The 25,187-nt window shown below is 69.0% G+C and carries 26 protein-coding genes, 1 tRNA gene and 2 pseudogenes; 16 read left to right on the plus strand and 13 right to left on the minus strand.

Annotation, left to right across the window (positions count from 1 at the left end; genetic code table 11):
- Positions 1–242 precede the first annotated feature (242 nt).
- Complete coding sequence (locus IE241_RS05000) at positions 243–614, minus strand: winged helix-turn-helix transcriptional regulator (protein ID WP_190020315.1); 372 nt, start codon at positions 612–614, stop codon at positions 243–245.
- Positions 615–705: 91 nt separating this feature from the next.
- Here IE241_RS05000 and IE241_RS05005 point away from each other — a divergent pair, with 91 nt between their 5' ends.
- On the plus strand, positions 706–1,545 hold the full coding sequence (locus IE241_RS05005) for an SDR family oxidoreductase (protein ID WP_190020316.1): 840 nt from the start codon (positions 706–708) through the stop codon (positions 1,543–1,545).
- A gap of 203 nt (positions 1,546–1,748) precedes the next feature.
- Here the strand turns inward: IE241_RS05005 and glsA are convergent, their stop codons facing one another.
- Complete coding sequence (glsA, locus tag IE241_RS05010; RefSeq protein ID WP_190020317.1) at positions 1,749–3,380, minus strand: glutaminase A; 1,632 nt, start codon at positions 3,378–3,380, stop codon at positions 1,749–1,751.
- Between the two features lie 334 nt (positions 3,381–3,714).
- A complete protein-coding gene (locus tag IE241_RS05015; protein WP_190020318.1) occupies positions 3,715–4,437 on the minus strand; it encodes a cytochrome P450 in 723 nt (240 codons plus the stop codon).
- A 388-nt stretch (positions 4,438–4,825) separates the two neighbouring features.
- Between IE241_RS05015 and IE241_RS05020 the strand changes: the two genes are divergently transcribed.
- The 7 genes from IE241_RS05020 to IE241_RS05050 all read left to right on the plus strand — a co-directional run bounded on the left by IE241_RS05020 (position 4,826) and on the right by IE241_RS05050 (position 10,854).
- The gene (locus IE241_RS05020) at positions 4,826–5,839 is read left to right on the plus strand and encodes a beta-ketoacyl-ACP synthase III (RefSeq protein ID WP_190020319.1); all 1,014 of its coding nucleotides are present in this window, start codon (positions 4,826–4,828) and stop codon (positions 5,837–5,839) included.
- 10 nt (positions 5,840–5,849) lie between these two features.
- Positions 5,850–6,134: an acyl carrier protein gene (locus IE241_RS05025; RefSeq protein ID WP_190020320.1), complete on the plus strand. Its 285-nt coding sequence runs from the start codon at positions 5,850–5,852 to the stop codon at positions 6,132–6,134.
- Between the two features lie 45 nt (positions 6,135–6,179).
- Positions 6,180–7,055: an alpha/beta fold hydrolase gene (locus IE241_RS05030; protein WP_190020321.1), complete on the plus strand. Its 876-nt coding sequence runs from the start codon at positions 6,180–6,182 to the stop codon at positions 7,053–7,055.
- A gap of 85 nt (positions 7,056–7,140) precedes the next feature.
- On the plus strand, positions 7,141–8,154 hold the full coding sequence (locus IE241_RS05035) for a 3-oxoacyl-ACP synthase III family protein (RefSeq protein ID WP_190020322.1): 1,014 nt from the start codon (positions 7,141–7,143) through the stop codon (positions 8,152–8,154).
- 97 nt (positions 8,155–8,251) lie between these two features.
- Positions 8,252–8,497 (plus strand): acyl carrier protein, encoded by a 246-nt coding sequence (locus IE241_RS05040; protein ID WP_190020323.1) that lies wholly within the window; start codon positions 8,252–8,254, stop codon positions 8,495–8,497.
- A complete protein-coding gene (locus tag IE241_RS05045) occupies positions 8,494–9,432 on the plus strand; it encodes an alpha/beta fold hydrolase (protein ID WP_190020324.1) in 939 nt (312 codons plus the stop codon). The genes IE241_RS05040 and IE241_RS05045 overlap by 4 nt, the downstream gene beginning before the upstream one ends.
- Positions 9,433–9,549: 117 nt before the next feature.
- Positions 9,550–10,854 (plus strand): glycosyltransferase, encoded by a 1,305-nt coding sequence (locus IE241_RS05050; protein WP_190020325.1) that lies wholly within the window; start codon positions 9,550–9,552, stop codon positions 10,852–10,854.
- Between the two features lie 176 nt (positions 10,855–11,030).
- Here IE241_RS05050 and IE241_RS05055 read toward each other — a convergent pair whose 3' ends face one another.
- Positions 11,031–11,675, minus strand: a complete 645-nt coding sequence (locus tag IE241_RS05055) for a TetR/AcrR family transcriptional regulator (protein ID WP_190020326.1) — start codon at positions 11,673–11,675, stop codon at positions 11,031–11,033.
- Positions 11,676–11,767: 92 nt separating this feature from the next.
- On the opposite strand from IE241_RS05055, the gene IE241_RS05060 reads away from it, so the two are divergent.
- Both IE241_RS05060 and IE241_RS05065 read left to right on the plus strand, forming a co-directional pair.
- Positions 11,768–12,406, plus strand: coding sequence for a dihydrofolate reductase family protein (locus IE241_RS05060; protein ID WP_229898747.1), 639 nt, complete (start codon positions 11,768–11,770; stop codon positions 12,404–12,406).
- 33 nt (positions 12,407–12,439) lie between these two features.
- Positions 12,440–12,652: a DUF4287 domain-containing protein gene (locus IE241_RS05065; RefSeq protein WP_190020327.1), complete on the plus strand. Its 213-nt coding sequence runs from the start codon at positions 12,440–12,442 to the stop codon at positions 12,650–12,652.
- Positions 12,653–12,687: 35 nt separating this feature from the next.
- Here the strand turns inward: IE241_RS05065 and IE241_RS05070 are convergent.
- Both IE241_RS05070 and IE241_RS05075 read right to left on the minus strand, forming a co-directional pair.
- Positions 12,688–13,101 (minus strand): annotated as a pseudogene (locus tag IE241_RS05070) (transposase); the annotation flags it as partial.
- Positions 13,067–13,558: a hypothetical protein gene (locus tag IE241_RS05075; RefSeq protein WP_190020329.1), complete on the minus strand. Its 492-nt coding sequence runs from the start codon at positions 13,556–13,558 to the stop codon at positions 13,067–13,069. The pseudogene IE241_RS05070 and the gene IE241_RS05075, both read right to left, overlap by 35 nt.
- Positions 13,559–13,920: 362 nt before the next feature.
- Between IE241_RS05075 and IE241_RS05080 the strand changes: the two genes are divergently transcribed.
- Together IE241_RS05080 and IE241_RS34000 are read left to right on the plus strand one after the other, a co-directional pair.
- Positions 13,921–14,949 (plus strand): DUF6624 domain-containing protein, encoded by a 1,029-nt coding sequence (locus IE241_RS05080; protein WP_190020330.1) that lies wholly within the window; start codon positions 13,921–13,923, stop codon positions 14,947–14,949.
- A gap of 780 nt (positions 14,950–15,729) precedes the next feature.
- Entirely contained in the window at positions 15,730–16,062 is a 333-nt protein-coding gene (locus IE241_RS34000; protein ID WP_229898748.1) for a hypothetical protein, read from the plus strand.
- Positions 16,063–16,461: 399 nt separating this feature from the next.
- Here the strand turns inward: IE241_RS34000 and IE241_RS05090 are convergent, their stop codons facing one another.
- The gene (locus IE241_RS05090; RefSeq protein WP_190020331.1) at positions 16,462–17,364 is read right to left on the minus strand and encodes a LysR family transcriptional regulator; all 903 of its coding nucleotides are present in this window, start codon (positions 17,362–17,364) and stop codon (positions 16,462–16,464) included.
- Between the two features lie 188 nt (positions 17,365–17,552).
- Between IE241_RS05090 and IE241_RS05095 the strand changes: the two genes are divergently transcribed.
- Positions 17,553–17,858 (plus strand): DUF1330 domain-containing protein, encoded by a 306-nt coding sequence (locus IE241_RS05095; protein WP_190020332.1) that lies wholly within the window; start codon positions 17,553–17,555, stop codon positions 17,856–17,858.
- A gap of 334 nt (positions 17,859–18,192) precedes the next feature.
- Here IE241_RS05095 and IE241_RS05100 read toward each other — a convergent pair whose 3' ends face one another.
- Positions 18,193–18,648 carry an HIT family protein gene (locus IE241_RS05100; RefSeq protein ID WP_229898749.1) on the minus strand — a complete coding sequence of 152 codons (456 nt, stop codon included), beginning with the start codon at positions 18,646–18,648 and terminating at the stop codon, positions 18,193–18,195.
- 192 nt (positions 18,649–18,840) lie between these two features.
- Between IE241_RS05100 and IE241_RS05105 the strand changes: the two genes are divergently transcribed.
- Positions 18,841–19,047, plus strand: a complete 207-nt coding sequence (locus IE241_RS05105; protein WP_229898750.1) for a DUF397 domain-containing protein — start codon at positions 18,841–18,843, stop codon at positions 19,045–19,047.
- Between the two features lie 171 nt (positions 19,048–19,218).
- Here the strand turns inward: IE241_RS05105 and IE241_RS05110 are convergent.
- Both IE241_RS05110 and IE241_RS05115 read right to left on the minus strand, forming a co-directional pair.
- Positions 19,219–19,292: transfer RNA gene (locus tag IE241_RS05110), tRNA-Met, on the minus strand.
- Positions 19,293–19,438: 146 nt separating this feature from the next.
- A pseudogene (locus tag IE241_RS05115) lies at positions 19,439–19,680 on the minus strand (UDP-N-acetylmuramate--L-alanine ligase); the annotation flags it as partial.
- Between the two features lie 89 nt (positions 19,681–19,769).
- On the opposite strand from IE241_RS05115, the gene IE241_RS05120 reads away from it, so the two are divergent.
- Together IE241_RS05120 and IE241_RS05125 are read left to right on the plus strand one after the other, a co-directional pair.
- Positions 19,770–20,543, plus strand: coding sequence for a glycosyltransferase family 2 protein (locus IE241_RS05120; protein WP_190020333.1), 774 nt, complete (start codon positions 19,770–19,772; stop codon positions 20,541–20,543).
- 73 nt (positions 20,544–20,616) lie between these two features.
- On the plus strand, positions 20,617–21,516 hold the full coding sequence (locus IE241_RS05125) for an aminoglycoside phosphotransferase family protein (protein ID WP_229898751.1): 900 nt from the start codon (positions 20,617–20,619) through the stop codon (positions 21,514–21,516).
- A gap of 27 nt (positions 21,517–21,543) precedes the next feature.
- Here the strand turns inward: IE241_RS05125 and IE241_RS05130 are convergent.
- The 3 genes from IE241_RS05130 to IE241_RS34585 all read right to left on the minus strand — a co-directional run bounded on the left by IE241_RS05130 (position 21,544) and on the right by IE241_RS34585 (position 25,130).
- Positions 21,544–22,420 (minus strand): IS5 family transposase gene (locus tag IE241_RS05130; protein ID WP_229898806.1). Its coding sequence is split into 2 segments (ribosomal slippage): positions 21,544–22,026 and positions 22,028–22,420, totalling 876 coding nucleotides; the frame shifts between segments, so codons are not numbered across the junction.
- A gap of 538 nt (positions 22,421–22,958) precedes the next feature.
- The gene (locus IE241_RS05135; protein ID WP_229898752.1) at positions 22,959–23,795 is read right to left on the minus strand and encodes an esterase/lipase family protein; all 837 of its coding nucleotides are present in this window, start codon (positions 23,793–23,795) and stop codon (positions 22,959–22,961) included.
- A gap of 534 nt (positions 23,796–24,329) precedes the next feature.
- On the minus strand, positions 24,330–25,130 hold the full coding sequence (locus IE241_RS34585) for a transposase (protein ID WP_268254347.1): 801 nt from the start codon (positions 25,128–25,130) through the stop codon (positions 24,330–24,332).
- Between the last annotated feature and the right edge of the window lie 57 nt (positions 25,131–25,187).

A 25,187-nucleotide genomic window follows, 5' to 3' on the forward strand; every position in this document is an offset into this window, starting at 1 on the left:
CGGGCATCGGTGCCCAGCTGTCTGCCGGTCCATGCGCTGTGCCCTTGGAAAGGTTTGTTCGCGACTCCGGGCAAGGCCGGATCTTTGCAGAATGCAACACCCATAAGGGGTTCGGCCTCGTTTCTGAGGCAGCTGAGCTCCGGGATGCACGACCCGAGCGGGCCGCAATCGCAAGGGGCCGGGCCCCCAGCGTCGCGAGCATTTACCGCGCGCTCGCCGAGCACGCGAAACGGGAGGAGGGCCTATTCCGCGTCGCGCAGCGACAGCCGCCGTGTGATCCGGTCGAACAGCTCCGTGAGCGGCTCGCCGACGTCCTGGCCGAACTCGGTCAGCCCGTAGGTGACCTGAGGCGGCGTCGTCGGCTCGACCTTCCGCCAGACCAGACCGTCCTGGACCAGCGCGCGCAGGGTCTGGGCGAGCATCTTCTCGCTGATGCCCTGGATGCTCTCGCGCAGCTCGTAGAACCGGAGGTCGTTGCTCCGCAAGGAGATCAACACCCAGACACCCCACCTGCTGGTCACATGGTCGACCACATCACGCGCGGGGCAGTCGGTGTGAAACACCTCATACCCCTTCCCCGTCTCGGTCTGTATGAGCTGCGCACCTTCCGTCATGTGATGAGCTTACCCAGAGGTATGCCCTTACCAAAAGTTAGCCCGCCTCCTAGCGTCAACTCCACCAAGGACATTGGACAAGGAGCTGATCATGATCGTGGTGACCGGGGCCACCGGGAATGTGGGACGGCCGTTGACTCGGGCGCTGGCCGACGCGGGCCGGCAGGTGACGGCGGTGTCACGGCACGCGACGGCGGTGCCGGACGGCGTCCGCCATGTGGCGGCCGACCTGGCCGAGTCGGCCGGCCTTGAGCCCGCGCTGGCCGGGGCGAAGGCGGTGTTCCTGCTGCTGTCCGGCGACATGCACGCCGCCGGAGCCAGGCCGGCCGACATCATCGGCCAAGCCGCAGCCGGCGGGGTCCGCCGGGTCGTCCTGCTCTCCTCGCAGGGCGTGGCGACCAGGCCCTTCGGCCCGACGCGGATCGGGATGCGCGCGGTGGAGGACGTGCTGCGGGAGTCCGGCCTGGACTGGGCCATCCTGCGGCCGGGCGGCTTCGCCTCCAACGCCCTGTGGTGGGCCGAGTCCGTCCGCGCGCGGCGCGTCGTGGCCGCGCCCTTCGGTGACATCGGGGTGCCGATCATCGACCCGGCGGATATCGCCGAGGTCGCGGCGGCCTGCTTGCTGGATGACCGGCACACCGGCGGTGTGTACGAACTGACCGGCCCGGAGGTCATCACGCCGCACCAGCAGGCGGCGGACATCGCCGCCGCGCTGGGCTCGCCAGTACGGTTTGACGACCTCACCCGCGACGAAGCCAAGGCCGCCATGGTCCACAGCATGCCGGCCGAGCTCGCCGAGGACACCCTGGACATCCTCGGCTCCCCCAACCCGGCCGAGCTGCGCATCAGCCCGGACGTCCAGCGGGTCCTCGGTCGTCCCCCGCGCCCATTCGCCGACTGGGCCGCCCGCAATATCGCCGCGTTCCGCTGAGACTGGTCAGCACCGCTGGAACAAAGGCCGGGAAGGGGGGGCTGGGAACGCTCAGCCCTCGAGATCGTCGCCTATCTCCGTACAGAGTCCGTACAGACTCTGTACGGACTCTGTACGGAGATAGGCACACCCCGCGCCGACGGCTCGGAATCCCGGCTCGTGCCTTCGCACACACGAACCGGCCCGTCACCGAGACCGCGTACTCAAGGCGCCGGCTTCCGGGGCGTGCCGGCGGCCTGGGTCAGCAGCCGGGCCAGATCCCGGTGCCCGGACCGGTCGGCGTCGTCCAGGGGAGTCCCGCCCCAGCGGTCCACCGGCCGGGGGTCGACCCCCTTGGACAGGAGGTATTCCACGAGGTTCCGGTGTCCTTCGGCCGCGGCCAGGTGCAGGGCGGTGCGTCCGTCGTAGTCGGCGGCGTCGAGGGGGACGTTGCAGGCGGCCAGGCGGCGTATCTCGTTGACGTCGCCCCTGCTGGCGGCGAAGCACAGGCCCACGACGGCTTCGGTGGCGCTTTGATGGCGCTTGAGGCGGGGATCGCGTTTGCCGGTCTCGGCGCCGGTGCCCGTGAGCAGGTCGTAGGTGTGCACGTTGTAGCAGTCGACCAGACGTCGGCAGACCTCGATCCCGCGCACCGAGTTCCCGTGACCGTCCAGCCGGGGCGACCAGATGGCGACCCCCATCAGCTGGGGAACGACCAGCATCAGCGCGCCCGATACGCCGCTCTTGGCCGGCAGGCCGATGGTGAAGGCGAACTCGCCGGAGAAGTCGTACATCCCGCACGAGGACATCAGCGACAGACAGTGACGTACCGTCTGAGCGGAGAACACCGGGTCCTCCGTCAGGGGGCAGACCCCGGCGTTGGCCAGGGAGGCCGCCGCGACGGCCAGTTGCCGCGCGTCGACCTCGATGGAACAGCACTGGATGTAGAACTCCAAGGTGGCCAGCAGATCGGTGCCCGGCGGGAATGCGCCGCGTTCGCGCATCGAGTAGCCGAGGGCGAAATTGCGGTCTGCGGTGCTGCGCTCGGACAGGTAGACGGAGTTGTTGAATCCGACGCTCCGGCCGCCGGCGAGGCGCTTCCAGGTCTCGGCGACGAAGTCGAAGCGGTCCGCGGCGTCGAGGCTGCGCTGAACGAGCGCGCAGCTCATGATGGCACCGGCGTTTATCATCGGATTGTGCGGCAGCCCCGCCTTGTTGAAGGTGAGTTCGTTGAAGCCCTGGCCGCTGGGTTCCCTTCCCACATGGCGGTGGACGGTGTCGGGCCCGTGCTCCTCCAGGGTGAGGCAGTAGCCGACGGTCTTGGACACCGATTGCAGGCAGAAGTTCACGTCGGCGTCGCCGATGGAGAATCGCTGCCCGTCCACCGTGCATACCGCGATCGCGAACTGGTCCGGGTTCACCCGGGCGAGCTGGGGGATGTACGAGGCGACGGCGCCGCTCCGGTCGGCACGGACCTCTTGGTGGATGCGCCGAAGGTCGGCCACCAGAGCCGGGAAGTCGGGCACCACGAGTTCCCCGCAGGCGGCCCGTTCGATGATGCCCCGGTTGTGCCGGGTCGCGGCGGCGTACTCCTCCGTGGTCAGCAGGAGCGGCCCGGTCTCCGGCGGTGCGGGCCGGACGCGGTCCAGGTGGGCGATGGTCTCGGCGACCCTGGGGTCGTCGCGCAGGATGCCCGCCTCATGCAGCGCCTTCAGCAACCGGTCGGGAGAGAGCCGGCCCGACGAGTCCTGTGCGAAGCAGGCAAAGACATCCGCGTGCGTCTCCCCGCCCCGGTCGGCGGCGCTGGGCGCACGGGAACGGGTCGCGGTCCGCTTCCCGCTCTTCGCAGCAGGCATGGCACCTCTCCGGCCCCGGACATCTCCACCGCACCGACGATTCCCAGTCGTCAGAGACGAAAACCAGCCAGTTGGCGGCCCGTGCCCCCAGGCCGGTAGTGCGGTTGCGTATACCGGTGCGTACTTCATGCTGCGCGCCGCACACCCCGGGACGATCCGGCGGATACATAGCACCGGGAGGCGGCAGCATTCCCGGAACGCTGCTCACAACGGTCTCGACGGGCAGTGCGCCCGGAGGGGGCACCGTCTTGACGAAGTGTCCGGCGCGCTCGGTCACGAGTCCGGCCTCCTGCAGCGCGTGAGCGCCAGGCCGAGAAGGCGTCCAGCCGGTCTCTCACCCACACCGCCGTCGTCCCCTTCGGGCAGTCAGGTTAAGGCATAGCGGAAACCGCACGGGAAGTGCCTGCAACTCCCGGAACATGGTGCCGCGCCAGCGGAGATCGTCCTCGTCGCAGGCGAGGTGGATCTCGGGGAATCGGTCGAGCAGAGCGGTGAAGGCGATGCGTCCTTCCAGGCGGGCCAGTGGTGCGCCGACGCAGTAGTGGATGCCGTGGCCGAAGGCGAGGTGGCCGGTGGGTGTGCGGGTGATGTCGAGGCGGGTGGCGTCGGGGAAGTGGCCGTCGTCGTCGCCGGCATGGACCAGGTCGGTGAGGAGGTCTGCGGCGGGTGTGCGGCGCTTGGCGTCGACGAGCTCGCGGAGGTAGCCGAGGAGGCTGGGGGCTGCGGTCATCATGCGTGCCGGGTCGTCGGACATCCGGGCCTGGACCCAGCCGTGGAAGTGGTCGCGATCGGGAACGGGGACGCCCAGCAGTTCGCACAGTTCGCACAGTTCGCACAGTACGGACATGGGCAGGGGGTAGGCGAAGTCGCGCATGAGATCCGCGGGCTGCTGCCGGGCCATGGCGTCCAGCATCTCGTGGGTGATCGCTTCGATCCTGGGCCGGAGGCGCTCGACGGCGCGGGCGGTGAAGACCTTGTTCACGAGGCTGCGGAGGCGGGTGTGGTCGGGCGGGTCGGAATTGAGCATGTGGGAAACCAGTTCCATGGCGAATGCCATGAGGCCGGCCTTCCCCGTAGGTTGATTCGTCGATGCGCATCAGCTCTGCGCCATCACATTCGGCCGCCATGATTCGCGCCTCCGAGGCATACGGGTCGGGTAGGTCCGCGCACGGTGACGGACGCGGCACCACCGGTCTGAAGCGGTCAGGGCGCAAGCATCCCCGAATACCGGATGACGGGAAATCAAACAGCTCATGGCCACATACACCCAGTGTCAGAACAGGAATTCTGATGCCCACTCGTTCGATGGTCGCACTTTCGTTGCACGGTAAACGCGATCCGCCCGAGGGAATCTCCGACTCCTTTGACGGGCGCTTAATGCGTGAAATACAGTGACGCTCGATTGACGCACGATCGCAGGCTTGCTGTCGATCCGGGGGGTTCGTATGGCCAGTTCCGCTTCCGTAGTGGCCGGTGTCGGTTCTCACCTCCCTCCGCGCGAGATCCGTAACGACGACCCGGCGCTTGCGAGCCTCGGTTCGAGTGACGAGTGGATCCGCAGCAGGACGGGGATCGAGTGCAGACGATGGGTGGAGCCGGGGACCGGCACCGGAGACCTCGCGGTCGAAGCGGGCCGTGCGGCCTTGCGGAGTGCCGGCGATCCGGTCGTGGATCTCGTCGTACTGACGACCACGACGCCTGACCACCACTCACCGGCGACGGCTCCATGGGTTGCCGCCCAGCTGGGGCTGGGCACCTTGCCGGCGTTCGACGTCGCAGCCGCCTGTTCGGGGTTCACCTACGGGCTGGCCGTGGGCGACGCGTGGATCCGGTCGGGGTCGGCGGAGTGTGTCCTGATCCTGGCCGCGGAGACGCTGTCGACGATCACCGATCCTTCGGACCGCGGCACCGCGGTGGTCTTCGCCGACGGGGCCGGGGCCGTGGTGCTGCGCAGCGGCGAGCCCGACGAGCCCGGCGCCGTCCGGGCGATCTGCCTGGGCAGCGACGGCACCCAGAAGGACCTTGCCGTGGTCGAAGCCGGCGGCTCCCGCCGGCCCGACCCCGGCGGCGCCGCGTCGGGGGCGGAGCGCTGTCTGCGGATGCAGGGCCCGCAGATGTTCGCCCACGCGGTGCGCCGGATGACCGAGGTGTCCCGGGAATTGCTGGAGAGAGCGGGATGGCCGGTGGATTCCATCGGCGCATTCATCGGCCACCAGGCCAACCAGCGGATCCTGGACAAGGTGGCCGACTTGGTGGGCGTGCCCGATGCCAGCCGCTTCGGGAACATTCACCGGGTCGGAAATACCTCTTCGGCATCGATTCCTCTGGTCATGGACGACTTGGTCGAGGCCCGGGCCGTCGCCCCCGGTACGCGGACGCTGCTGACCGCGTTCGGAGGCGGCGCCGTGTGGGGGGCGGTCGCGTTGTCCTGGCCCGATCTCAAACCCGCACGACGGTAGGGAGTTTTTCATGGGGGAGCCGGTCCAGCGGCCGTTCGACTTCATTCGCGACTACCTGGTCACCACCTACGACCTGAATCCCGGGGAACTGGACGGCGGCCGTTCGTTCGACAGCCTTGAGCTGGACTCCATCGCGCAGGTGGAAATGTTCGTGACCGTTTCCGACCACTACAGGATCCAGCTGAACGACTCGATGGCCTCCGGGAACACCACCCTCCAGGAGACGGCCGATCTCGTACAGCAGGCCCTGGACGCGGCCGGCGGCCGGCAGCAGGACGCGTCCGCGATCGGCTGACTCCGAACGACCCGAAGCACCTGCCCGACCCTGCGATGGAGAGCTGTGACCGAGGCGATCACCCACACCCTGCAATTGGACGGACTGTCGTTTTCCTACCAGGTGGTGAACAGTGACGCCCCCGTCATCGAGCCCGTGCTCGTCCTCGGAGGCGTTCTGCAAGGCATGCACGGCTGGTCCATCATGGAGCGCCACGTGCTGCCCTACGCCGGCCTGATCTCGGTGGACCTCCCCGGCGCCGGCGAATCCACCCCGCTGCGGCCCGAGCAGGACATGGAGACCATGTGCCGGGCCACCGAGATCATCATCGACGACCTGGGCCTGGAGCGCGTCAACTTCCTCGGCTACTCCTTCGGATCGGCGGTCGCCTTCCGGTGCGCGCAAAGACGCCCGGACCGGTACGCCAAGCTGGCCTTGGGCGGCGTGCCCGTTCGCATCAGCGACAAACTCATCGACCTGTGGATGCGCGGCGCCCAGCGGATGCTGTCCGGGGATGCGAACGGGTTCGTCGACGTCCTGGCGGAGATGTTCCTGTGCTCCGACACCGGGGCGACCGTCAGAAACCGGGATGTGGTGCGTCAGCTGGTCAAGCGGATGACCCTGCGGGCCGTCACCAACAGCGCGCACGGGTTCCGGACGATGGAGCGTTCGGTCCTGGAGAACCTGGATCCCCAGGGCGGGCTGAAGGGTGTTCCCACGCTGGTGTTCTGCGGCGAGCACGACACCATCAGCTCCCTGCAGGAGCAGAGGGAGTTCGCAGCCACGATCGGGGACTGCACGTTCGCGTCGATCGGTGAAGCCGATCACTGGGTGTTCCTGCAGCGCCGCTACGAAGCGAGTGACCTGGTGATGCGGTTCTTCACCGGCCGGTCGCTCACCGGTCTCGACTACCTGATCGAACCGGCCGTGGCCGTCGGGTGACGACCACCCACCATCCCGTCCCGACGGAAAGCCCACCGCCCTGCCCCGGCGGAAAGCCCACCACCCCGCCCCAACGGAAGGAACCGTGGCAGAAGAGCAGAAGACGAACACCGTGCTGGCGGGGCTGGGGTGCTGGCTGCCGCCGACCGTGGTCACCAATGCAGATCTCATGAGCCCCGTGATGGCCGACTTCGTACGGCGGCGGATCGGCATCGCCCGTCGGCACCGCGTCAGTGACGGCGAGGCCACCGTTCACCTGGCCACGGAAGCAGGCGCCCGTGCCCTGGCCTCGGCCGGCGCGTCGCGCGTCGACGCGCTCGTCCTGGCCACCACGACCCCGGACCGGCTCTGCCCCGCCGGGGGGCCCGAAGTCGCCAGCCGCCTGGGAATGACCGGCGTCCCCGCCTTCGACCTGAACGCCGGCTGCTCGGGGTTCCTCTACGGCTGCGAGCTCGCCCGCGGGCTGATCGCCGCCGCCACTGCGGGAACGGTTCTGGTGATCGGCGCCGAGAGCTCCTCCACCATGATCAATCCCCGGGACTCCAGCACCGCCCCGATCTTCGGCGACGGCGCAGGCGCAGCCGTGCTACGGCGAGCCGAAACAGGTGAGTTCCCCACCTTCGGCCCGTCGGTATGGGGCAGTGACGGCACCCTCGCCGACGCCATCGCCATCCCCGCCGGCGGCTCCCGGCGGCGCACGCCCGCACCGGACCTCGGCGGCGCCGATGCCTACCTGCACCTGCGCGGCGCCGAAGTCGTGCGCAACGCCGTCAAGCGCATGAGCGCCGCCGCGATCGCCGCCGCCGAGGCCGCGCGCTGGAGTCTGGAGGACGTCGACGTGCTCGTCGCGCACCAGGCGAACGCGGCGATCACGCAGGCCGTGGCCGCGACCCTGTCCTTCCCGACCGCCCGCATGCCGACCAACATCGAGCACGTCGGCAACACGGCCGCGGCGTCCGTTCCGATCCTGCTCGCACACGCCGCCTCCGACGGCGCGATCAAACCCGATCAGCGGGTGCTGATGGTGGCCTTCGGCAGCGGCCTGTCATGGGCTGCCACCACCGCCACGTGGCCGCACGCCCTCACTCCCCACCTGTGACTCACGGCCTCTTCCCCCACGCGTGACTCACGGCATCATCCCCCAGCTGTCAGACACGGTCCGCAGCCCCACCCGTCACTTCCGGAAGGCCAGGCGCATGGACGACAACATGCAGGAGACGGTCATCGGCATTCTGACGCAAAAGGCCGGACTGCCACCCGGTCCGGTCACCCCGGAGGCCACACTGACGGAAGCCGGCGTGGATTCCATGGCCGTCGCCGTACTCGCCATGGTCATCGAGGACGAGTACGGACTGGTGATCACCGAAGCCGATCTGTCGGCGAACTCCACCGTCGCCGACCTCGCCGCACTCATCGGAAGGCACCTGGCGGCGAAGGCGTGAGCCGGCCGGGCTCCCCGCCTCTCTCCGCCCGGGCCGGCGCGCGCGACCACCGTGTCACCTGGAGGGCCGCGGACTACCCGTGCAGGATCGTTGTCCCGCACGGCCCGGCCGGCGCCGAACCGCTTCTCGTTCTCAGCGGCGGCCTGCAGACCAGGCACTCGTGGGCACGCTTCGAGCGCCACGTGGCCTCCCGGCTCCCCCTCGTCATCCCCGACCTTCCACCCGCCCGCACACCCGGGCGGGCAGCGCAGAGCCTGAGCTGGGACGACCTCACCGACGCCGCCCTGCACGCCGTGGACCAGCTGCACATCCGCCGCTTCGCCGTACTCGGCGTCTCCTCCGGCTACCCCATCGGATACCGGCTCGCCCAGCGCCACCCCGATCGCGTCACGCGGCTGATGCTCTTCGGCGCTTCGCCGCGGCCCGCCCCTCGACTGGCGGAACTGATCGGCAAAGGCCTGCACCGGGAGGCCGACGCCCGGAGCCCGCACTCCGCCGAAGACCCGTCCGACCGACTGCGAGCCGCCCGCGAGCTGGTCGGCGTCCTGACCAACACCGAGGCGGCAGAACGGCACCTGCTGATCAAAGCCGCAGGGCGCGTCGTGCTCGACCAGCTCGCCGCGTCCGCCGGCGACCCCCTCATCCGCTACGTCCACGACCGCGGGTTCCTTCTGCTGCGCGATCCGCTGCCTCCGGGGGGCGTGCGCGGCGTTCCCTCGCTCGTCGCAGTGGGCGAGTTCGACACCGCCACCACCGTCGCCGACAACCGGGCCGTCGCGGCCACCATCAGCGGCGCGACCTTCATCGTCATGCAGAACGCCGACCACCTGCTGCACATGGAGCGCGACGCCGACTTCGCCACGCTCATCACCCTCTTCCTCGACGGCAGGCCACTGGGCGCCCTGCAGCACTGCACGATCGAGACTTTGCCGTGAGCCGTGAGCCGTGAGCCGTGAGCCGTGAGCCGTGAGCCGTGAGCCGTGAGCCGTGGACCCTGAGCACTCCGCCGCACCCGCCCCCTCCCTCAGGAGCCTGCAGCCGTGGAATCCCCCATGAAGCCCCGACCAGCTGCCACGCCGCAACGCATCCTCTTGGCCACCTGGGGGACCACCGGCGACATCGCCCCCTACACCGGCCTCGCAACCGGCCTGAGCAAGGCCGGCCACCAGGTGACCGTGGTGACCTCACAGCGGTACGCGGTCCCCTTCCGCGAACACGGGCTCCGGGTACGGGCCATGCCCCTGAACGAACAGGAAGCGGCGGTCGGAGCGCACAAACCGCGCCGCGCACGGATCGACAACGGCCGGGACATGGCGCTCACCGCAGGCAACGTGCTTCTGGAAGCAGCCGGTGAAGGGACCGACGTTCTCCTCGCCCATCCCCTGATGCACCCGCAGGCTGCCGTCATCGGCGAAGGGCTCCGCCTGCCGTGCCACGGCGTCTACACCGTCTCGCACGCCATGATGCTTCCGCGGCTCATCGCCGGGACCCCGCGCCTGCGCTACACAGTCGCCGACGTATTGGTCCGACGCATCCTCAGCCCGCTGTATGCACCGGTGATCACCGCCCTACGACGTGAACTCGGCCTGCGTCACCGCTTCACCGGCGGCGCCTTCACCGGCGATGTCCGGATCTCGTCCGCCCGTCGCCACACCGTCTACTACGGTTTCAGCAGCGCTCTGCTGCCCGACCGCATGCCTCTGCCCGCCGCGCACCAGACCGTCGGCATCTGGCGGCCCGCTCGGCCGCCGGACCGGCGCCCTGATGACCGTCTCACCGATTTCCTCGCCTCCGGGCCCGCACCCGTGTATTTCGGCTTCGGCAGCATGGGCCAGGACCAGGCGGAACGGTTGTCCCGGATCATCACCCACACCGTTCGCCGGCTCAGGATCCGCGCCGTCGTCCAAAGCGGCTGGGCCGGTCTGACAGACGACGGAGGCGCCGACATCCTCACCATCGGGGAATGCCCGCACGCCTGGCTCTTCCCGCGCATGGCCGCCGCCGTGCACCACGCGGGAGCGGGGACCACTCACGCCTCCCTGCAAGCCGCGCTCCCCACCCTCCCCGTCCCTTTCACGTTCGACCAGCCCTTCTGGGCCGCCCGGCTCCGATCCCTCGGCCTCACCCCTGCCGCCGTCCCGATGCCCCGCCTCGACAGCGACGTACTCAGCCTCGCCCTCGCGCGGCTCCTTGCCGACGGCCGCTACCGCGAACGGACCCGCCGCATCGGGGCGATGATCGAACAGCAGGACGGCACCGCGGGGGTCGTCCGCGCACTCGGCCACACTGGGGCGGAGCAGAAGCCCCGCCATAGCCCGCCGTGGTGTACGCGATGGCAACCGGCATCGGACGCATAGGCGGACCAGCCCAGATGCTCAGCCGACCCGAACAGCAAGATCCCGCAGGAAAGGCGAGATGTCGTAACCCGCGATCTGAAGAGCGATCGGGTAGAAGGTGACACAGATGCGGCGATCGCCCTAGGCCCTGTCTGACGGGTCGAGGGTGTTGAAGGTTTCTCCCCGGCCTGGTGGTGTCAGATGCCGCGTTCGATCATGTCGATGACGTGCTGGCCTGCGTCGTGGGCCTGGGCGGGGTGGAGGCCGCGGAGGGGGCCGTCGATGAGCAGGGTGGCGAGTCCGTGGACGGCCGACCAGGCGAGGAACTCGGCGCCGGGGCGGCGATCCTCGGGCAGCAGGCCATGCTCCACGAGACCGTCGAGGGCCTCGCCGAGCAGCTCGAAGGGGGTCTTGCCGGTGACGCCCGCGGCGGTGTCGGCGGCGGCGTGGGTCATGTCGCCGGGGACGTGGAAGGCGGTGCGGAACAGGCCGGGTTCCTCTTGGGCGAAGCGGAGGTAACCGGTGCCGACGGCACGGAAGCGGGCCCGGGCGTCGGTCACCGGGTCCTCGGCGGGCAGCAGGGCGGCCTGCTCGGCCTCCATAGTGCGGGCCACCCGGGCCATGGCGGCCTGGGAGACGGCGTGCAGCAGGGCGCCGCGGTCGGCGAAGTGCCGGTAAGCGGCGTTGGGGACGACCCCGGCCTGCCTCGTGGCGGCGCGCAGCACGACGGCCTCCGGGCCGCCCTGGCGGGCGAGTTCGAGGGCGGCCTCGATCAGGGCGTTGCGCAGGTCGCCGTGGCGGTAGGTGTCCCGCTTGGGCTTCTCGTTCCCGGCTGCCGCCATGGCTGCCGCCTCCAATGTGGACAGCATCCACTTAGGTCGTCTAGGCTCTCGCGTGATCACTCGGAGGGTGCGGATCACCGCACCCTCCGAATGTGGACATCGTACACAAGGGGCGGTCGACGGCCGCCCGGATGCCTGTCGCCAAGGGGGGCCCGGTACTCATGGGCAAGATCACGCACTTCGTGCACCAGTCGCTGGACGGCTTCATCGAGGGCCCGAACGGAGAGTTCGACTGGCCCCGTATGGACGGCGAACTGTCCGCCTATTCGCAGGCCCTCACCGACAGCGCCGACATCTTCCTGTACGGCCGCGTGGTGTGGGACATGATGTCCGGCTTCTGGCCCCGCGCCGAGGAGTACTCCACCCACGAGCACGACCTCGCGTTCGCGCCCGTCTGGCGCAAGGCGTCCAAGGTCGTCGTCTCCTCGACACTGACCGAGGCCGCCTGGAACACCCGCGTCATCAACACCGACGTCGTCGAGCAGCTCACCGCCCTCAAGGACAGCGGCGCCCACCTGCTGCTGTTCGGCGGCTCCACGCTGGCCGGCTTCCTCACCGAGCACCATCTGATCGACGAGTACCAGATCTTCGTCCACCCCGTCGTGCTCGGCGGCGGCAAGCCCGTCTTCACCACCCCGCAGCAGCGCATCGACGTCACCCTGACCGAAACCAGGACCTTCGACTCCCAGGTGGTCCTGCTGCGCCACGAGCGCACCGCCCGGCCCTCCTGACCTCCACCACCACAACGAAGGACGGAACCCGCCGTGACCGCACCCGTGAAGGGCCCCGCGAGCTACTTCCCCTCCATCGAGAAGAAGTACGGCCGCCCGATCGCCGAATGGAAGGACCTCATCCGCGCCTCGCCGCTGACCAAGCACATGGAACTCGTGACCTGGCTCAAGACCGAACACGGCCTGGGCCACGGCCACGCCAACGCCCTGGTCGCCCACACCCTCGCCGAGGCAAGCGGCAAGTGAATCCCCTGGAGAGCCCAGGGAGAGCTCCGTGGCGGTCAGCCCCGGAGCCGGAGCCGGATCGCGACAACGGTGACGGTGCCGTGAAAGACGCAGGCCCGCTTCTCGTGTCGGGTGGCCACGGCCCCAAACCCCTTGAGCGTCAAGATCGTGCACTCGACTCCGTTCCTGCTGCAGTAGGTTGGCCGGCCAAACCCGCAGGGCCGGCCACCCGCACTACCGCGACGCCGGCGGTTGGCCCGCTGGTTCTTCGGCTCGGGGATGGTGTACTTGATCTGCCGCCGACGCAGACAGCGGCGGTTGCGGCGTGAATTGTAGGCCCGGTCCGCACACAAGCGGTCCGGCCGAGTACGCGCACGGCCACCACCCGGGCGAGGAACGCGGACGCGCCCCAAAACCTCGATCATCTGCGGGGCTTCACCCCACTGCCCAGAGGTGAGGGCGAACGCCAAGGATGGGCCGGGGCGTTGGGCAGGTGCGGCTCCAGCCGGACCCACACATCGAGCCCGGAGGTGGCGCAGGCCTGCGCCGCAGGCGGGCCTTGATGCCGCGCTTCGGGTCTTCGGGGAGCTCCCACGCGAGGTGGATGCGGGTCGGGTAGTCCCCGGGGTCGGGGTCGTCCTCGAGGACGGGGAAGTAGAAGCCCGGGTCGATGGTCGGCAGCCGCACCCTCCCCTTCTCGGGGCCCCAGGCGAGGAGGTACACGCCGTCGCCCAGGAGGACGGCTTTGCGTTCGCAGGCCTGCATGCGCAGCGGCAGCAGCTCGGTCTCGGCCCACTGCCGCAGGCGCTCCTGGGCGGCTGCGGCGGCCACAGCTTCGGGGGTGGCCTGGTCGTCCTTGGCGTGCTCGGCGCCGGGCACCACGATCTGCTGCGACTTGCCGAGCAGGTGCGCGAGGGTGGTGTCCACGGACGCCGACGGGTCGCCGAACTCCCGCCGCTCGGCCGCGTCGGGTTCCCCGCGAAGGTGGCCAGCTCGCCGGCCTGGAGAGAGTCGTACGCGGCCAGGAGCTTGTAGGCGGCCAGGCGGCCAGGCGGCGCACGGCTTCGTCCGGCAGCCAGGTGGCCTGGATCTCCGGCGCGAGAACGCGGTGCGGGCGGCCATCATGCGTGGAGGCCATGACGGGCTTGTAGTTCAGCCACGACCAGGCGTCGATCAGGAATCGGGGCAGGCCCACCAGCAGGTATCCCTCGTCGGCCTCGCGCCCGCCTCTCAGGGTAGGCGACCAGGCGGTGTGTACCGCGGGGCCGGGGGCGTGGGACGCTGCCGCGATGGACGTGCGGCACGAGACAGCCAGCGTGTACCTCTTCGCCCGCTTCGGCCCGCTGTGGCGCCTCGGCGTGATCGAGCACCCCCGTCACGGCGGGTGGATGGTCCCGGGCGGCCATACGAGGCCCGGGGAGGGCCCGGAGCAGGCGGCCGTGCGGGAAACCATCGAGGAGACCGGCTACCGGCCACGCCTCCTCCCGGCTGCTGGGCGCACGCTGCCCGCGGACTACCCGCACCCGGAGGCCATGCCGGCGGAGCCGCCCCCGGGCAGCGCGCCGTGGTGGGCGGTCGCCATCCCGGCCGGCCCTGACAGACGGCACCCCGAGCGCCATACCCACGTCGACCATGTCCACGTCGGCGTCGTCGACCGCCCGTACGGGCCCCGAGGGCCGGCGGAGCACCCGTTCCGCTGGGTCACCGCCAGCGAACTGGAGACGCTGGACGCGCCCGCGGACAACCGCATCCTCGGCGCCGCCCTCTTCGAGCTGATGCCGGCCACGACCGCCGCCGGCCGCTCCCGTACGCCGCTGGACGATGACCTGCGCCGCGAGCTCCTGCGCCGCCGCGACATCGACCAGGCGTTTCGTACGAGCCTTCCCGCGACCGTGACGGAGGAGGTGGCGGCGCAGTGGGCGGCGATGGACAACGACAACACCGAGTGGCTGCGGCAGGTCATCGACCGCGCCGGGTGGCCTGGACGATCGCTGTGCGGCGACGAGGCATCCGACGCGGCGTGGCTGCTGGCCCAGCACGCCGACCGCCGGCCCCACCTCCAGGAGGCGTGGGTCGATCTGCTGGCCGAGGCAGTGACAGCGGGAGATGCCGAGCCGAGGCACCTGGCGTTCCTGGAGGACCGCATCTCCGTCCGGGCCACCCGCGAGCAGTGGTTCGGCACTCAGCATCACAAGTCGCTCACCGGGCAGTGGGAGCCCATCTCCGTCCGGGATCTGGAGGGAGTCGATCAGAGGCGGGCCGAGAACGGCCTGGAGTCGCTGTCCGAGAACACCAAAAGGATCAACGACAGCAACTGACGTCGACGCCCCTCCAAGGCCCGCAGGGGGCCGCTGAGGCCCTTCCGGGGTCGGTGGTCTCAGCTGATCAGAGGGCCCGTCAGGAGCCCTGCCCTTGGGGGTAGGGGGGTTCTTCTCTATGGATGTTTGGTCTGGGTATTAGTAATAATCCCTGATCCGCCGACGCCTGGTAAGCCGACGCCTGAAAACCCGTCTTCGGTGGAAGGCCACTCGGCCAGATCCTCCAAGTACGCGGTCATCCCGCTATCGGACGCCCGGACGGCGGCCATGAACAGAGGGCCGTTCGTCGCGTCCATCAGCCGGACGCCCTCCTGCGGAGAGAACCAGCCCCACCCCAGCAGCTCACCGTCCGGCACCGCGATACGGCCATGCTGCTTCGGGTCGCGGAGACCTCGAATGGGACAGCGCAACGGTGGGGGACGTCGAAGCGTTCAAGGACTGGAGACTCACGGATCTGCGCAACGAAGAACGGATCAGGTCGACGTCATTCGATACAGATCGGGCTGGCCTCAACTCCTTCTATTCATGGGCGAGAAAGCGCTACGGGATCTTCAACCCCGTCCCGATCGTGCACGCCGACGCTACGGACGAGAGTGACACCGCACCTGGGCGTGGAGCTTCCGCCGTCGGGAAGCGAACGCATAGGGGAAGCCTGGCCGGCGGAGAAATGCGTCAAGGGAGCCGAGGAAGGGCGGACGTACTGGATTCCGCGGCGGGTACTGCAGTCAGTCGAGGGTTACGCGAATCCTCTTGAGGGGTCGCGGGCCGAGGCGATCCGCCGTGCCCAGCGTGCAGGCCGGTACGAGCGACTGCCTGGGGTACGCATCGTCACCAGCTACAGCCGCCGGACCGGAGAACTGCACGTCGAGGGCGCTGAGGGGCCCGCGACGCTGGCGCTGGACGTGCTGGCTCCAGATGAGCGGCGCTTTCTGTTTCGCCGTACTCCCCAGGGAGCTGAGCGAGGAGGAGCGGGACCGGATCCTCGACGAGGCCCGCCACACCGCCGACCCCCTCCACCTCATGCACCTGTTCGCCATCTCCGCCCACACCGCCGTCGCCTGCACCCGCGCCGCCCACCCCGAACACTTCGCCACCGACCCCACCCGCGCCTGACCAGCCTCCGGGAAGGATCAACGGACGGTAGCCGAATCGGCAGCCCGTGGTGAGTGGCCCGGCCTCGGGGAGCAATGGAACAGTGGTGGGCGTTGAGCATTGACCGACGTCATGGACGCCGTTGACGGCGGGCGTTCCCGCCGGTTACCCCGTGCTTGTCCGGTTCGGCGTCGGCGAAGGCGCGGTATCCGCTGAGATCTCGGGCTGGGCGAGGACGTCGCCGCGGTGTACGACTCGCACCGGACCCGGGGCCATCATCGGATGCTGATCCGCCGGCGTAGCGAGGTCGTGTCGGACATTCAGCAAGACCGCCGTTGTCGTCATCACCGCGAAGTCCGCCGGGCGCAAGGTCTTCGGCCTCGCCACCGCAGGCGTCCGTCTCGCTTGACTTCTTGCGCGTCAGTCCGGCAGCCAGTGCAGCTCGTGCGCCAGGGTTTTGGCGACGGCACGGATGCGGCGGTGTAGCGGCGACTGCTCGCGTGGTAGGACCAGGTGGATCGTCAGGCTGGGCGCGCCTCGCAGCGGTCGCCAGGTGATGCCGGGCGGTTGTGCCGTGACCGCGGCTTCTCCGGCCGGGGCGAGGGTGACCCCGTCGCGCAGGTCGCGCTGAGACATGTCGAAAGAGACTGCGGGCGTGTGGAATCGGGGATGTGGTCGGGTGTCTCGGAACAGTGCGGACAGCTGATCGTGGATCACGGGGTTGGCCGCACGGTCGGGAAGTCGCAGCGGATACGCGGCCGCGTCGGCGATCTCGATCTCCGGGTGTTCGGCCAGCGGATGGTGCTGCGCCAGCTGGACCCCGATGCGCGCACGCCGCAGCAGGTACCGGCGCACGCCACGGCCCGGCTGTTCACCGCGGGTGATCCCGGCATCGATGCGGCCGTCGGCGACCGCGGGGGAGATCTCCGGTGTCGCCATCGGGACCGCGCCGACCTCGAGTCCGCTGTTGCCGCGAATCAGCCTGTCCACCAGGGCCGGTGCCGTCTCGGCCCCGGCGCTGAGGCTGTATCCGATGCGCAGCGTGCCCAGTTCACCGGCCGCCGCGCTCCGGGCGGTGTCCCATGCCCGGTCCAGCGCCGCCAGCGCGGGCGGCGCGGACTCCGCCAGAGCCGCACCGGCCGTGGTCAGTACGACGCTCCGCGTGTTGCGGACCAGCAGGGCCGTACCGAGTTCCGCCTCCAATCGGCGCATCCGGGCGCTGAGTGCGGGCTGCGCGATGCCGATCCGGGCGGCCGCGCGGGTGAAGTTCAACTCCTGTGCCAGCACCAGGAAGTACCGCAGGCTCGCCGTATCCGGCGCCACGCGCCCTCCCTGCCGATTGATAACGATCCGTTCTGAGTCTATGCCGTACCGGTCTTTCCCTCGACCGCACATCAAGCCCTAACCTGCGCATATGACGATTCCACTGGCCGCGGTACCCGTCGCCGGGATCGATCGATCCGAGTGGCAATTCGAAGTCGGACGTGTCAGGCCGAACACAGGGGGTTTTCATGGCTAAGGGCTACTGGGTCAGTGTCTACCCCGCCATTTCCGACCCTGAGGCGCTGGCTGCCTACGACAAGCTGGCCGGTCCGGCTGTCCAGGCTGGGGGCGGGCGCACCCTGTCCCGGATCCCGTCCCGTGGCGGTCGAGTCGTCGCCCACGAGGCCGGAATCACGCAACGCGTCGTTCTGATCGAGTTCGACAGCTTTGAACAGGCCGTCGCGGCATACGAGAGCGAGGCATACCAGAAGGCGCTGGTAGCCCTCCCCGACGGCGTCGAGCGCGACTTCCGCATCATCGAAGGCATCGACTGACCGGCGGGCCCAGCCATCGCTGAGCATCCGTCACCTGATACGCACACGGTGCTGAACGACGACTCACGAGACGAGTTCGAAGCCATGCCCCGCGTCCCAGTTCGTCGTCGACGTCCTCGACGGCCTGATCCCTGTCGGGCGTGCCGCGAAGCGGAGTTCGGGGCAGCCGGCACATCATTGCCCGACAACCGACTTGCCTGATGAACGCCCGGGATGACCCAGCACCCCGTCTTCGCGTGGTGCACGAGCAGGACATGCCCGTCGGCGCGCCGTAAGAGCACGCCCGCCCCGACAAGGAAGGTTGCACATGGCCCCGCGGTCGTGCCCCCGGTACTCACGGGGTCTTGCCCTCGTGGGCGCCATGCATGGCCGTGATCTCGGCGTCGGTCTCCCCGCGGTAGCAGATGTGCCAGTGCTGGTGCTTTGACTCCTGATACCGCCCGAGGTTCGTGGTCACAGAGCAGGCGCCGTACTCCTGCTCCACCTGCTTGGCCACCTCGCGCACAGTCCGCATGACCTCCGCCAGCAGCTCCTCGCCGCCTTCGCCGAGGTCGACGAGCGAGGGCGTGTGCTGCTTCGGCACGACCACGATGTGCACCGGGTACGAAGGCCGGGTGTGCTCGAAGGCCAGCACCGCATCGGTCTCCGCCACCACCGTGACGGGCGTGCCTACCAAGAAGACGACTTCCCCCGCGGTGCCGCTATCTACCTCGCACGTGAAGCCGAGGCCCGGATCTCCCTCGACGACCTCGACGGTGCCGTCGAGACCGCCCACCAGGCAGTCGAACATGGGTGGTGTCTCCTCAGCCCGCGGCACCTCCACCCTGGACGACCCGCGGATCAAGCTCGCCGTCCGCAAGGAGGTTCCCCTTGTCTGCGACTTCCTGGAACGCACCGCCTGACCCCCCAAATACGTCCTTGGAGTACTGCCGTCGGCCGAAATCCACAAAGGTTCACTCGCGCCGTCGTTGAGGAGCATGACGTGACCCCACCGACCCTGCCAGGCCTGCTTGCTGCTGTGACCTGGCGCAAGAGCACGTATGGCCAGGCCCAGATCGACTGCGTCGAGGTCTCTGACGATATGCCCGGTGTTGTTCCCGTTCGCGACAGCAGGCGTCCCAGCGGATCCGCGCTCACCTTCGGGGCTCCCGCCTGGGGCTCCTTCATCACGAAGATCAAGACCGACTGACCTGGACATCACGCCACCGTGCCCTCGTAATTCACGGTGGGGAGAAGATCGCCCAGGGATAACTGGCCCCTCTGCCCCGCGGGTCGAGCGCAGGTTCAGGCAGCAAGATCTGCAAGGGGCGGTTAGAACGCAGCGAAGGGCCTGGCGATTGCCGGGCCCTTCACCTGTGAGTAGCGGGGACAGGATTTGAACCTGCGACCTCTGGGTTATGAGCCCAGCGAGCTACCGAGCTGCTCCACCCCGCGTCGGTACGGTGAACAGTACGGCATGGCCAGCGTGGCGGCGAACCAGATTTCCCCGCTACGGAAGCACCACTCCGGACACAGCCTGCTGCCCAGGGGGCCCTGGTCGGAGCAGTGGGAGGCGATCAGGCTTCGAGGCGGGCCTGGATCTACGGGCCGAGGTCCGTGATGTTGCCGGCGCCCATGGTCAGAACGAGGTCTCCGGGGCGGGCCATTCCCGCGACGATGTCCGGGATGGCGGCCATGTCGTGCTCGGCGCGCACGGCGGCGCCCGCGGCACCGCCGCGTCGATGATCAGGGTGCTGGTGATGCGCGGGATCGGGTCTTCGCGGGCGGGGTAGATGTCCAGGACCACGGAGGCGTCGACGATGGCGAGGGCCTGGCCCGCCTCGGCGGCGCGCACGCCGAGCGGCAGTCCCACGTAGCCTTGGCCTGCGACGACAACATCCATGACGACTCCAATCTGGGTAAGGAGCGGCTGTGCCCCTGGTTTCCGTGGTGATGCCGGTACACAACTCGGCGGCCACGCTCGGGCCCTCAGTTCGGTCGGTGCTGGCGCAGACCCACACCGATCTCGAACTGCTGATCACCGACGACGCGTCCTCGGACGACTCGATGGATCTGCTGAAAGAGCTGGCCCGGCAGGACGAGCGGGTCCTGCCGGAGGCGGCAGCCCGGCAGGGGGGTGCGGCCCGGGCCCGGAACCTGGCCATCGCGCGGGCCCGGGGTGACTACATCGCCTTTCTCGACAGCGACGACATGTGGCTCCCGACGAAGCTGGAGAAGCAGCTCGCCTTCGCCGCGACGGCCGGGACACCCCTCACGTTCACCTCCTACTACAAGGTCGACGCCCTGTACGCGGGCGAGGCCGCCGACTTCGTCCCGAACGGGCGTGTGGTGTGGGCGCCGGAGCGCGTGGACTACAGCGCGATGCTGGTCCAGGACCACATCGGTGCCCTGACCGCCATGTACGACCGCAGGGTGGTCGGGACGAGGCTGATGCCGGACATGCCGAAGAGGCAGGACTACGCGCTCTGGTTGTCGATCATGCGGGACGGGACCCCTGCCCGTGCTCTGCGGGAACCATTGGCGGTGTACCGGTCTCAACGGGCCGGGTCGCTCTCGTCGAACAAGCTGTCGCTCGTCCCGTACAACTGGAACCTCTACCGCCGGCACGAGCAGCTCTCGGTGTTCCGGTCGGCTCGGGCTCTGGCCGGGGCGGCATGGCACTCGGTGAGGAAGTCGCGCATCTAGGGCGTGTTGTGAATGTGGCGCTGCCGGAAAAGCGTTTGACGCTCGTCGGCATCCGGCGGTCGGATGACGTGCCATGAACACAGGGCAGATGCATCCCGGCATGCACCCCATCAACGACGACCTTGTGCGGCGGCTGGTCGCCGAGCAGTTCCCGCAGTGGGCGGGGCTGGCGGTTGAGCGGTTTCCGTCCGGCGGCACGGTCAACGCCATGTACCGGCTGGGCGACGACATGGTCGCACGACTGCCGCTGGTGAAGGGCGGGGCCGACGACGTGGTGATGGAGCGGACGTGGCTGCCCCTGCTCGCGCCCCACCTGCCCACACCGATCCCCGAGGTGCTCGGCGATGGGGAGCCCGCCGAGGGATACCCATCGCCGTGGTCGGTGTACCGGTGGCTGGCGGGGGAGCATCCCGAGGCGGGGGCACTGAGTGAACCGGTGCTGTTGGCCGGGGAGCTGGCCGAGTTCGTGGCGGCGATGCGGAACATCACTCTGCCGGGTGCGCCGCAGGCCCATCGCGGCGGGCCGGTGGCCTCGCTCGACGCGGCGACCCGGTCGGCGATCGAGGAACTGCGAGGGATCCCGCAGGAGGGCGTCGACTGCGATGCCGCCACCGCCGTATGGGAGGAGGCGCTGCGGGCCCCGGGCTGGGACGGGCCGCCGGTGTGGCTGCATGCCGATCTCATGCCGGGCAACCTGCTGGTGGATGGTGGCAGGCTGACCTCGGTCATCGACTTCGGGTGCATGGGGGTGGGCGATCCGGCCTGCGATCTGTTCCCGGCGTGGAATCTGCTGCCGGCCGATGCGAGGGAAGTCTTCCGCGAGGCGGTGGACGTGGACGACGCGACCTGGATCCGCGGCCGGGGGCGGACGCTCTCGCAGGCACTGATTGCGCTGCCGTATTACCGGAAGACGAACCCGGCGATGACGCACAGTGCCCGGCACGTGATCCGGGCGGTCTTGGGAGAGGGCTGAGCCCGGCGCGTGTGGGGATCGTGCTGGTCACAGCCACTCGTTGATGGATGTGACCAGCACAGTGGCCTGGTAGCGGACTGCAAGCTTGTCGTATCGGGTGGCCACGGCCCGGTGGCGCTTGAGTCTGTTGATTCCGCACTCCACCGCGTGGCGCCTCTTGTGGTCCTCCTTGTCGAACTCGGGCGGACGGCCGCCGCGGGAGCCGAGCTTCTTGCGGTTGCGGACCTGGTTGGACTTCTCCGGGATGGTGCAGAGCACACCTCGTCTACGCAGGTAGGCGCGGTTCGCACGGGAACCGTACGCCTTGCCGGCACGGACCTTGTCCGGCCTGGTGCGTGGCCGGCCCGGCCCGATTCGGGGCACCCGGATGCCCTGCAGGACCGGCTGGAACTGCGGGCTGTCATGCCGCTGCCCGGCACTGACGAGCAGGGACAGCGGCTTCTGCCCCTGCTCGACCGTCAGGTGCAGATTGGTCGTCACCCCGCCGCGCGAGCGACCGAGGCCGTGATCGTCGGGTTCGGCGTCGACGCCGCCGGGAGGTTCCTTCTGCAGTGCCCCTTTTTTTACGCGCACCGGCCGCATGCTGGTGAGCCCGGGCGATCGTGGAGTCCACACTCACATCCCATGTGATCAGGCCCTTGGCGTCGGCTTCGGCCTGCAGCTGCTCGAAGATCCGCTTCCAGGTGCCGTCGCGCTGCCGGCGCCGGAACAGGTCGTAGGCCCGGTCCCACGGACCGTACCTCTCCGGAAGATCGGGCCACGGTGCACCCGTCCTGGTCCGCCACCGTAGCTCGTTGATCAGCTGCCGACGCGTCCACGTCCGGGGACGGCCTGGTTTCTTGCCCACCGGCAACAACGGCTCAAGTCGGGCCCACTGGGCGTGCGTCAGATCACCACGTCCCACGGCCGGATCATCCGCGGCCTTGATCCACTTTTGCAAAAGACCCTGTACGCACCGCTGCAGCAAAGAAGACTTACCCGCCCCGGAAGGAGCCATCACGAGCAACGGCCCCCCGACCTGGAGCCGCTCCGTCAACTGGGTGACAACGCGGGCAGTGGCTACTGGCGAGCTCGCCTATTCAACTGTCGCCGGTTCCCCGCGGAACCCTTCCTGCTGGTGACCGTGAGTGGTCGCCGATGGTATATCGGCTCCAGGTCCCACCGGCCTCGGATGTGAGGCGAGTTGTGGTGACCTGGTGGTAACCGCGGGCATCGGCGACGACGGGGGCAGGCATCTCCAGCGCCGTGGCCGAACAGGGACAACCGGGACTGCCAGGTGCGGTTGAGTTTCCTGGGGTGGACCAGGGCGTTGAAGACCGTCCAGAATGGCGGCCGCCAGCTCTTCACGGGACTGGAGGGCGGAGTCGGCCGCCTTGCCTTCCGGTAACCTCCGGCGGCCGACTGACGATCGAGATGGGCCAAGGCGGAACTTCGGGCCGGAATCAGAAGGCGGGCGCCCTCGGCACACAGGGAGCAGCCGGGGCTGAGGGGTCCAGGGCCCGCTTGACCAGTCCGATCGCACGCGGGCTGTACGTCATGCTCAGATGGGCGGAGAGGTCGACGACGCAGCCCTCCTGCAAGGTGATGTTCTGCACCGTTGCTCCGGGGCCCGCCGTCATGAACGTGCTCTGCCAGGGGGTGGTGATCTCGTCGTACTTCGTGCCGATCACGGTGTAGTCGATCCCGGGAACGGTGTCCCCGTCGGCGTTGAGCTCCTTGATGAAGTCGGATTTCTCGTACTGCTGGATTCCCGCCTTCCCCAAGAGCTTCTCCCCGGGGCCCAGCATGTGGAGCTTGTCGGCGAGAGTCTCGATGCCGCTCATGGTGGTGCCGTGGTTGGTCGCGCCGAGCTGGACGACCTTCTTGACCTTGTTCTTCGAGGGGTCGGTCGGGTTCGCGCCTCCGTCGGCCTTGAGATACCAGCGGGCCAGGGTCCCACCCTGGGAGTGGCCGACAAGGTCCACCTGGCCGGAGCCGCTGGCAGCGAGCACCTTGTCCACGAAGGCGGCCAGCTCCTTGGAGGACTTCCTGATGTCTCCGTAACCCTTGACGGTGGGAGCGAGAGCCACTCCGGCGTCGTCGGTGTCGCCGTAGTCGAGGGCGTAGACGCAGTAGCCCTGGGCCTTCAACTCGGGGGACATCCGGGCCCAGTTGTTGTAGCGGTTCTCGTAGGTCCCGTGCACCAGGACGACCGGACGCGGGTGGGCGGCGCTGGGACGGCAGTTCCAGTCATTGGCGCCCGGCGGATCGATGTCGAGGTGGAGGATGGAATGGACCATGGCGGGAAGGAAATTGTCCTGCTCAGGGCCGGTCTCCGCGGCCGCGGACGTGGAGGTGGCCAAGACCGTCGCCGCGGCGGTGGCACAGACGGCGGTGACATATTTCGGTATGTGCAAGACGGCTCCTGAGAAGTGTGGAACTCGGGCCACGCGCGATGTTTCACATGGGTGCCGACCGAGGAGGGAACCTCGGGTGACCTCCTCCGACACCCCCCACCGGATGACGCACCGTCAGATCCCGCCCCTGGTAACTCCCGAGGAGAATCCCGGACCGTCGGCCGCGTACCCCGGGTAACTTTCCGGGCCCCCAGTATGCACGCGAGGCGGGAGGTTCTGAAGGGAGGGAACACAAACCTCGAAGGGGGTAGGTGGGGCTGCCGGCAAAGCCCCTCTCCGGGGTCGTGCGGCCGCGAGTGACCTCGACGCCACCGGCACGCCCCGGAGTTGAGTTCCGCGGAGAACGCCTTGGCCGTGGCCCCCGCCCCTGCCATACCTCGTCGGCGGCGTCCTTCGACGACCGGTGAGCTTGCGTAATCAACTATCGCGGGTTCGTGGTTCTGATGGGCTTGCAGGTGACCGTGTGTGGTCACCGGGGGCATACCGGCTCCAGGGTCCGCCGGCCTGGGTGGCGAGCCTGGTCGCGGTGACTTGGTGGTATCTGAGCGCGTCTGCAACGACCGGGGCGGGCACCTCCAGGACGTGCTGGCGGATCGCGGCGCCTCGGCCGGCGATGGTCGGGATGCCCAGTACCTTGATGAGGGCCGACAGCGCCTCAGGGTGCATCGGCTGACCCGCGCGGCGGCCAGGGAACAGCCAGCGGGAGCCAGGATTCGTCGCTGTGCGCATGTTGGCGCGGCTGGCGATGTAGCGAAGCAGAAGATCCGCGAACGGGACAGGGGCGGGCGACGGCGGCTCGCCGAGCCGTAGCAGAACCTGGTCGCTGTCGGTGGTGACATCGTCGATCGTGAGCCGGACGAGGCGAGTGACCGGCTGTGCGTAAAGGAGCACGATGACCGCAGCGACCCGGCTCCGAAGCGGCAGGCTTTCGTTGGTAAAAAGCTGGCCCAGCATCTTCATTCGCTGCTGCTGGGTGAGCTGGGTGCCCCGGCGGATCTGTGCACCAGGGAGCCGGAATCGCCGGGTGAGCCTGTTGGACGCGCACCACATCAGGAAAGGTTTGACGCTGTCGCGGGCGCGGTCGCTGTGCTCGAACCGTGCCGGCAGGTCACGCCACGGCACACCGGTCCGCTGCCGGAAGAGAACGCCGTTGATCACCCTGCGATGACTCTTCCAACGACCGCCTCGTCCCATGTTCTTCGGCAAGTGCGGCTCCAGCCGAGCCTAGGGCGTGTCCGATGAGTCGCGTGACTGCCGAGCGGTGATGATCGTTCC

The organism is Streptomyces hiroshimensis, from assembly GCF_014650335.1.
GTDB lineage: Bacteria > Actinomycetota > Actinomycetes > Streptomycetales > Streptomycetaceae > Streptomyces > Streptomyces hiroshimensis.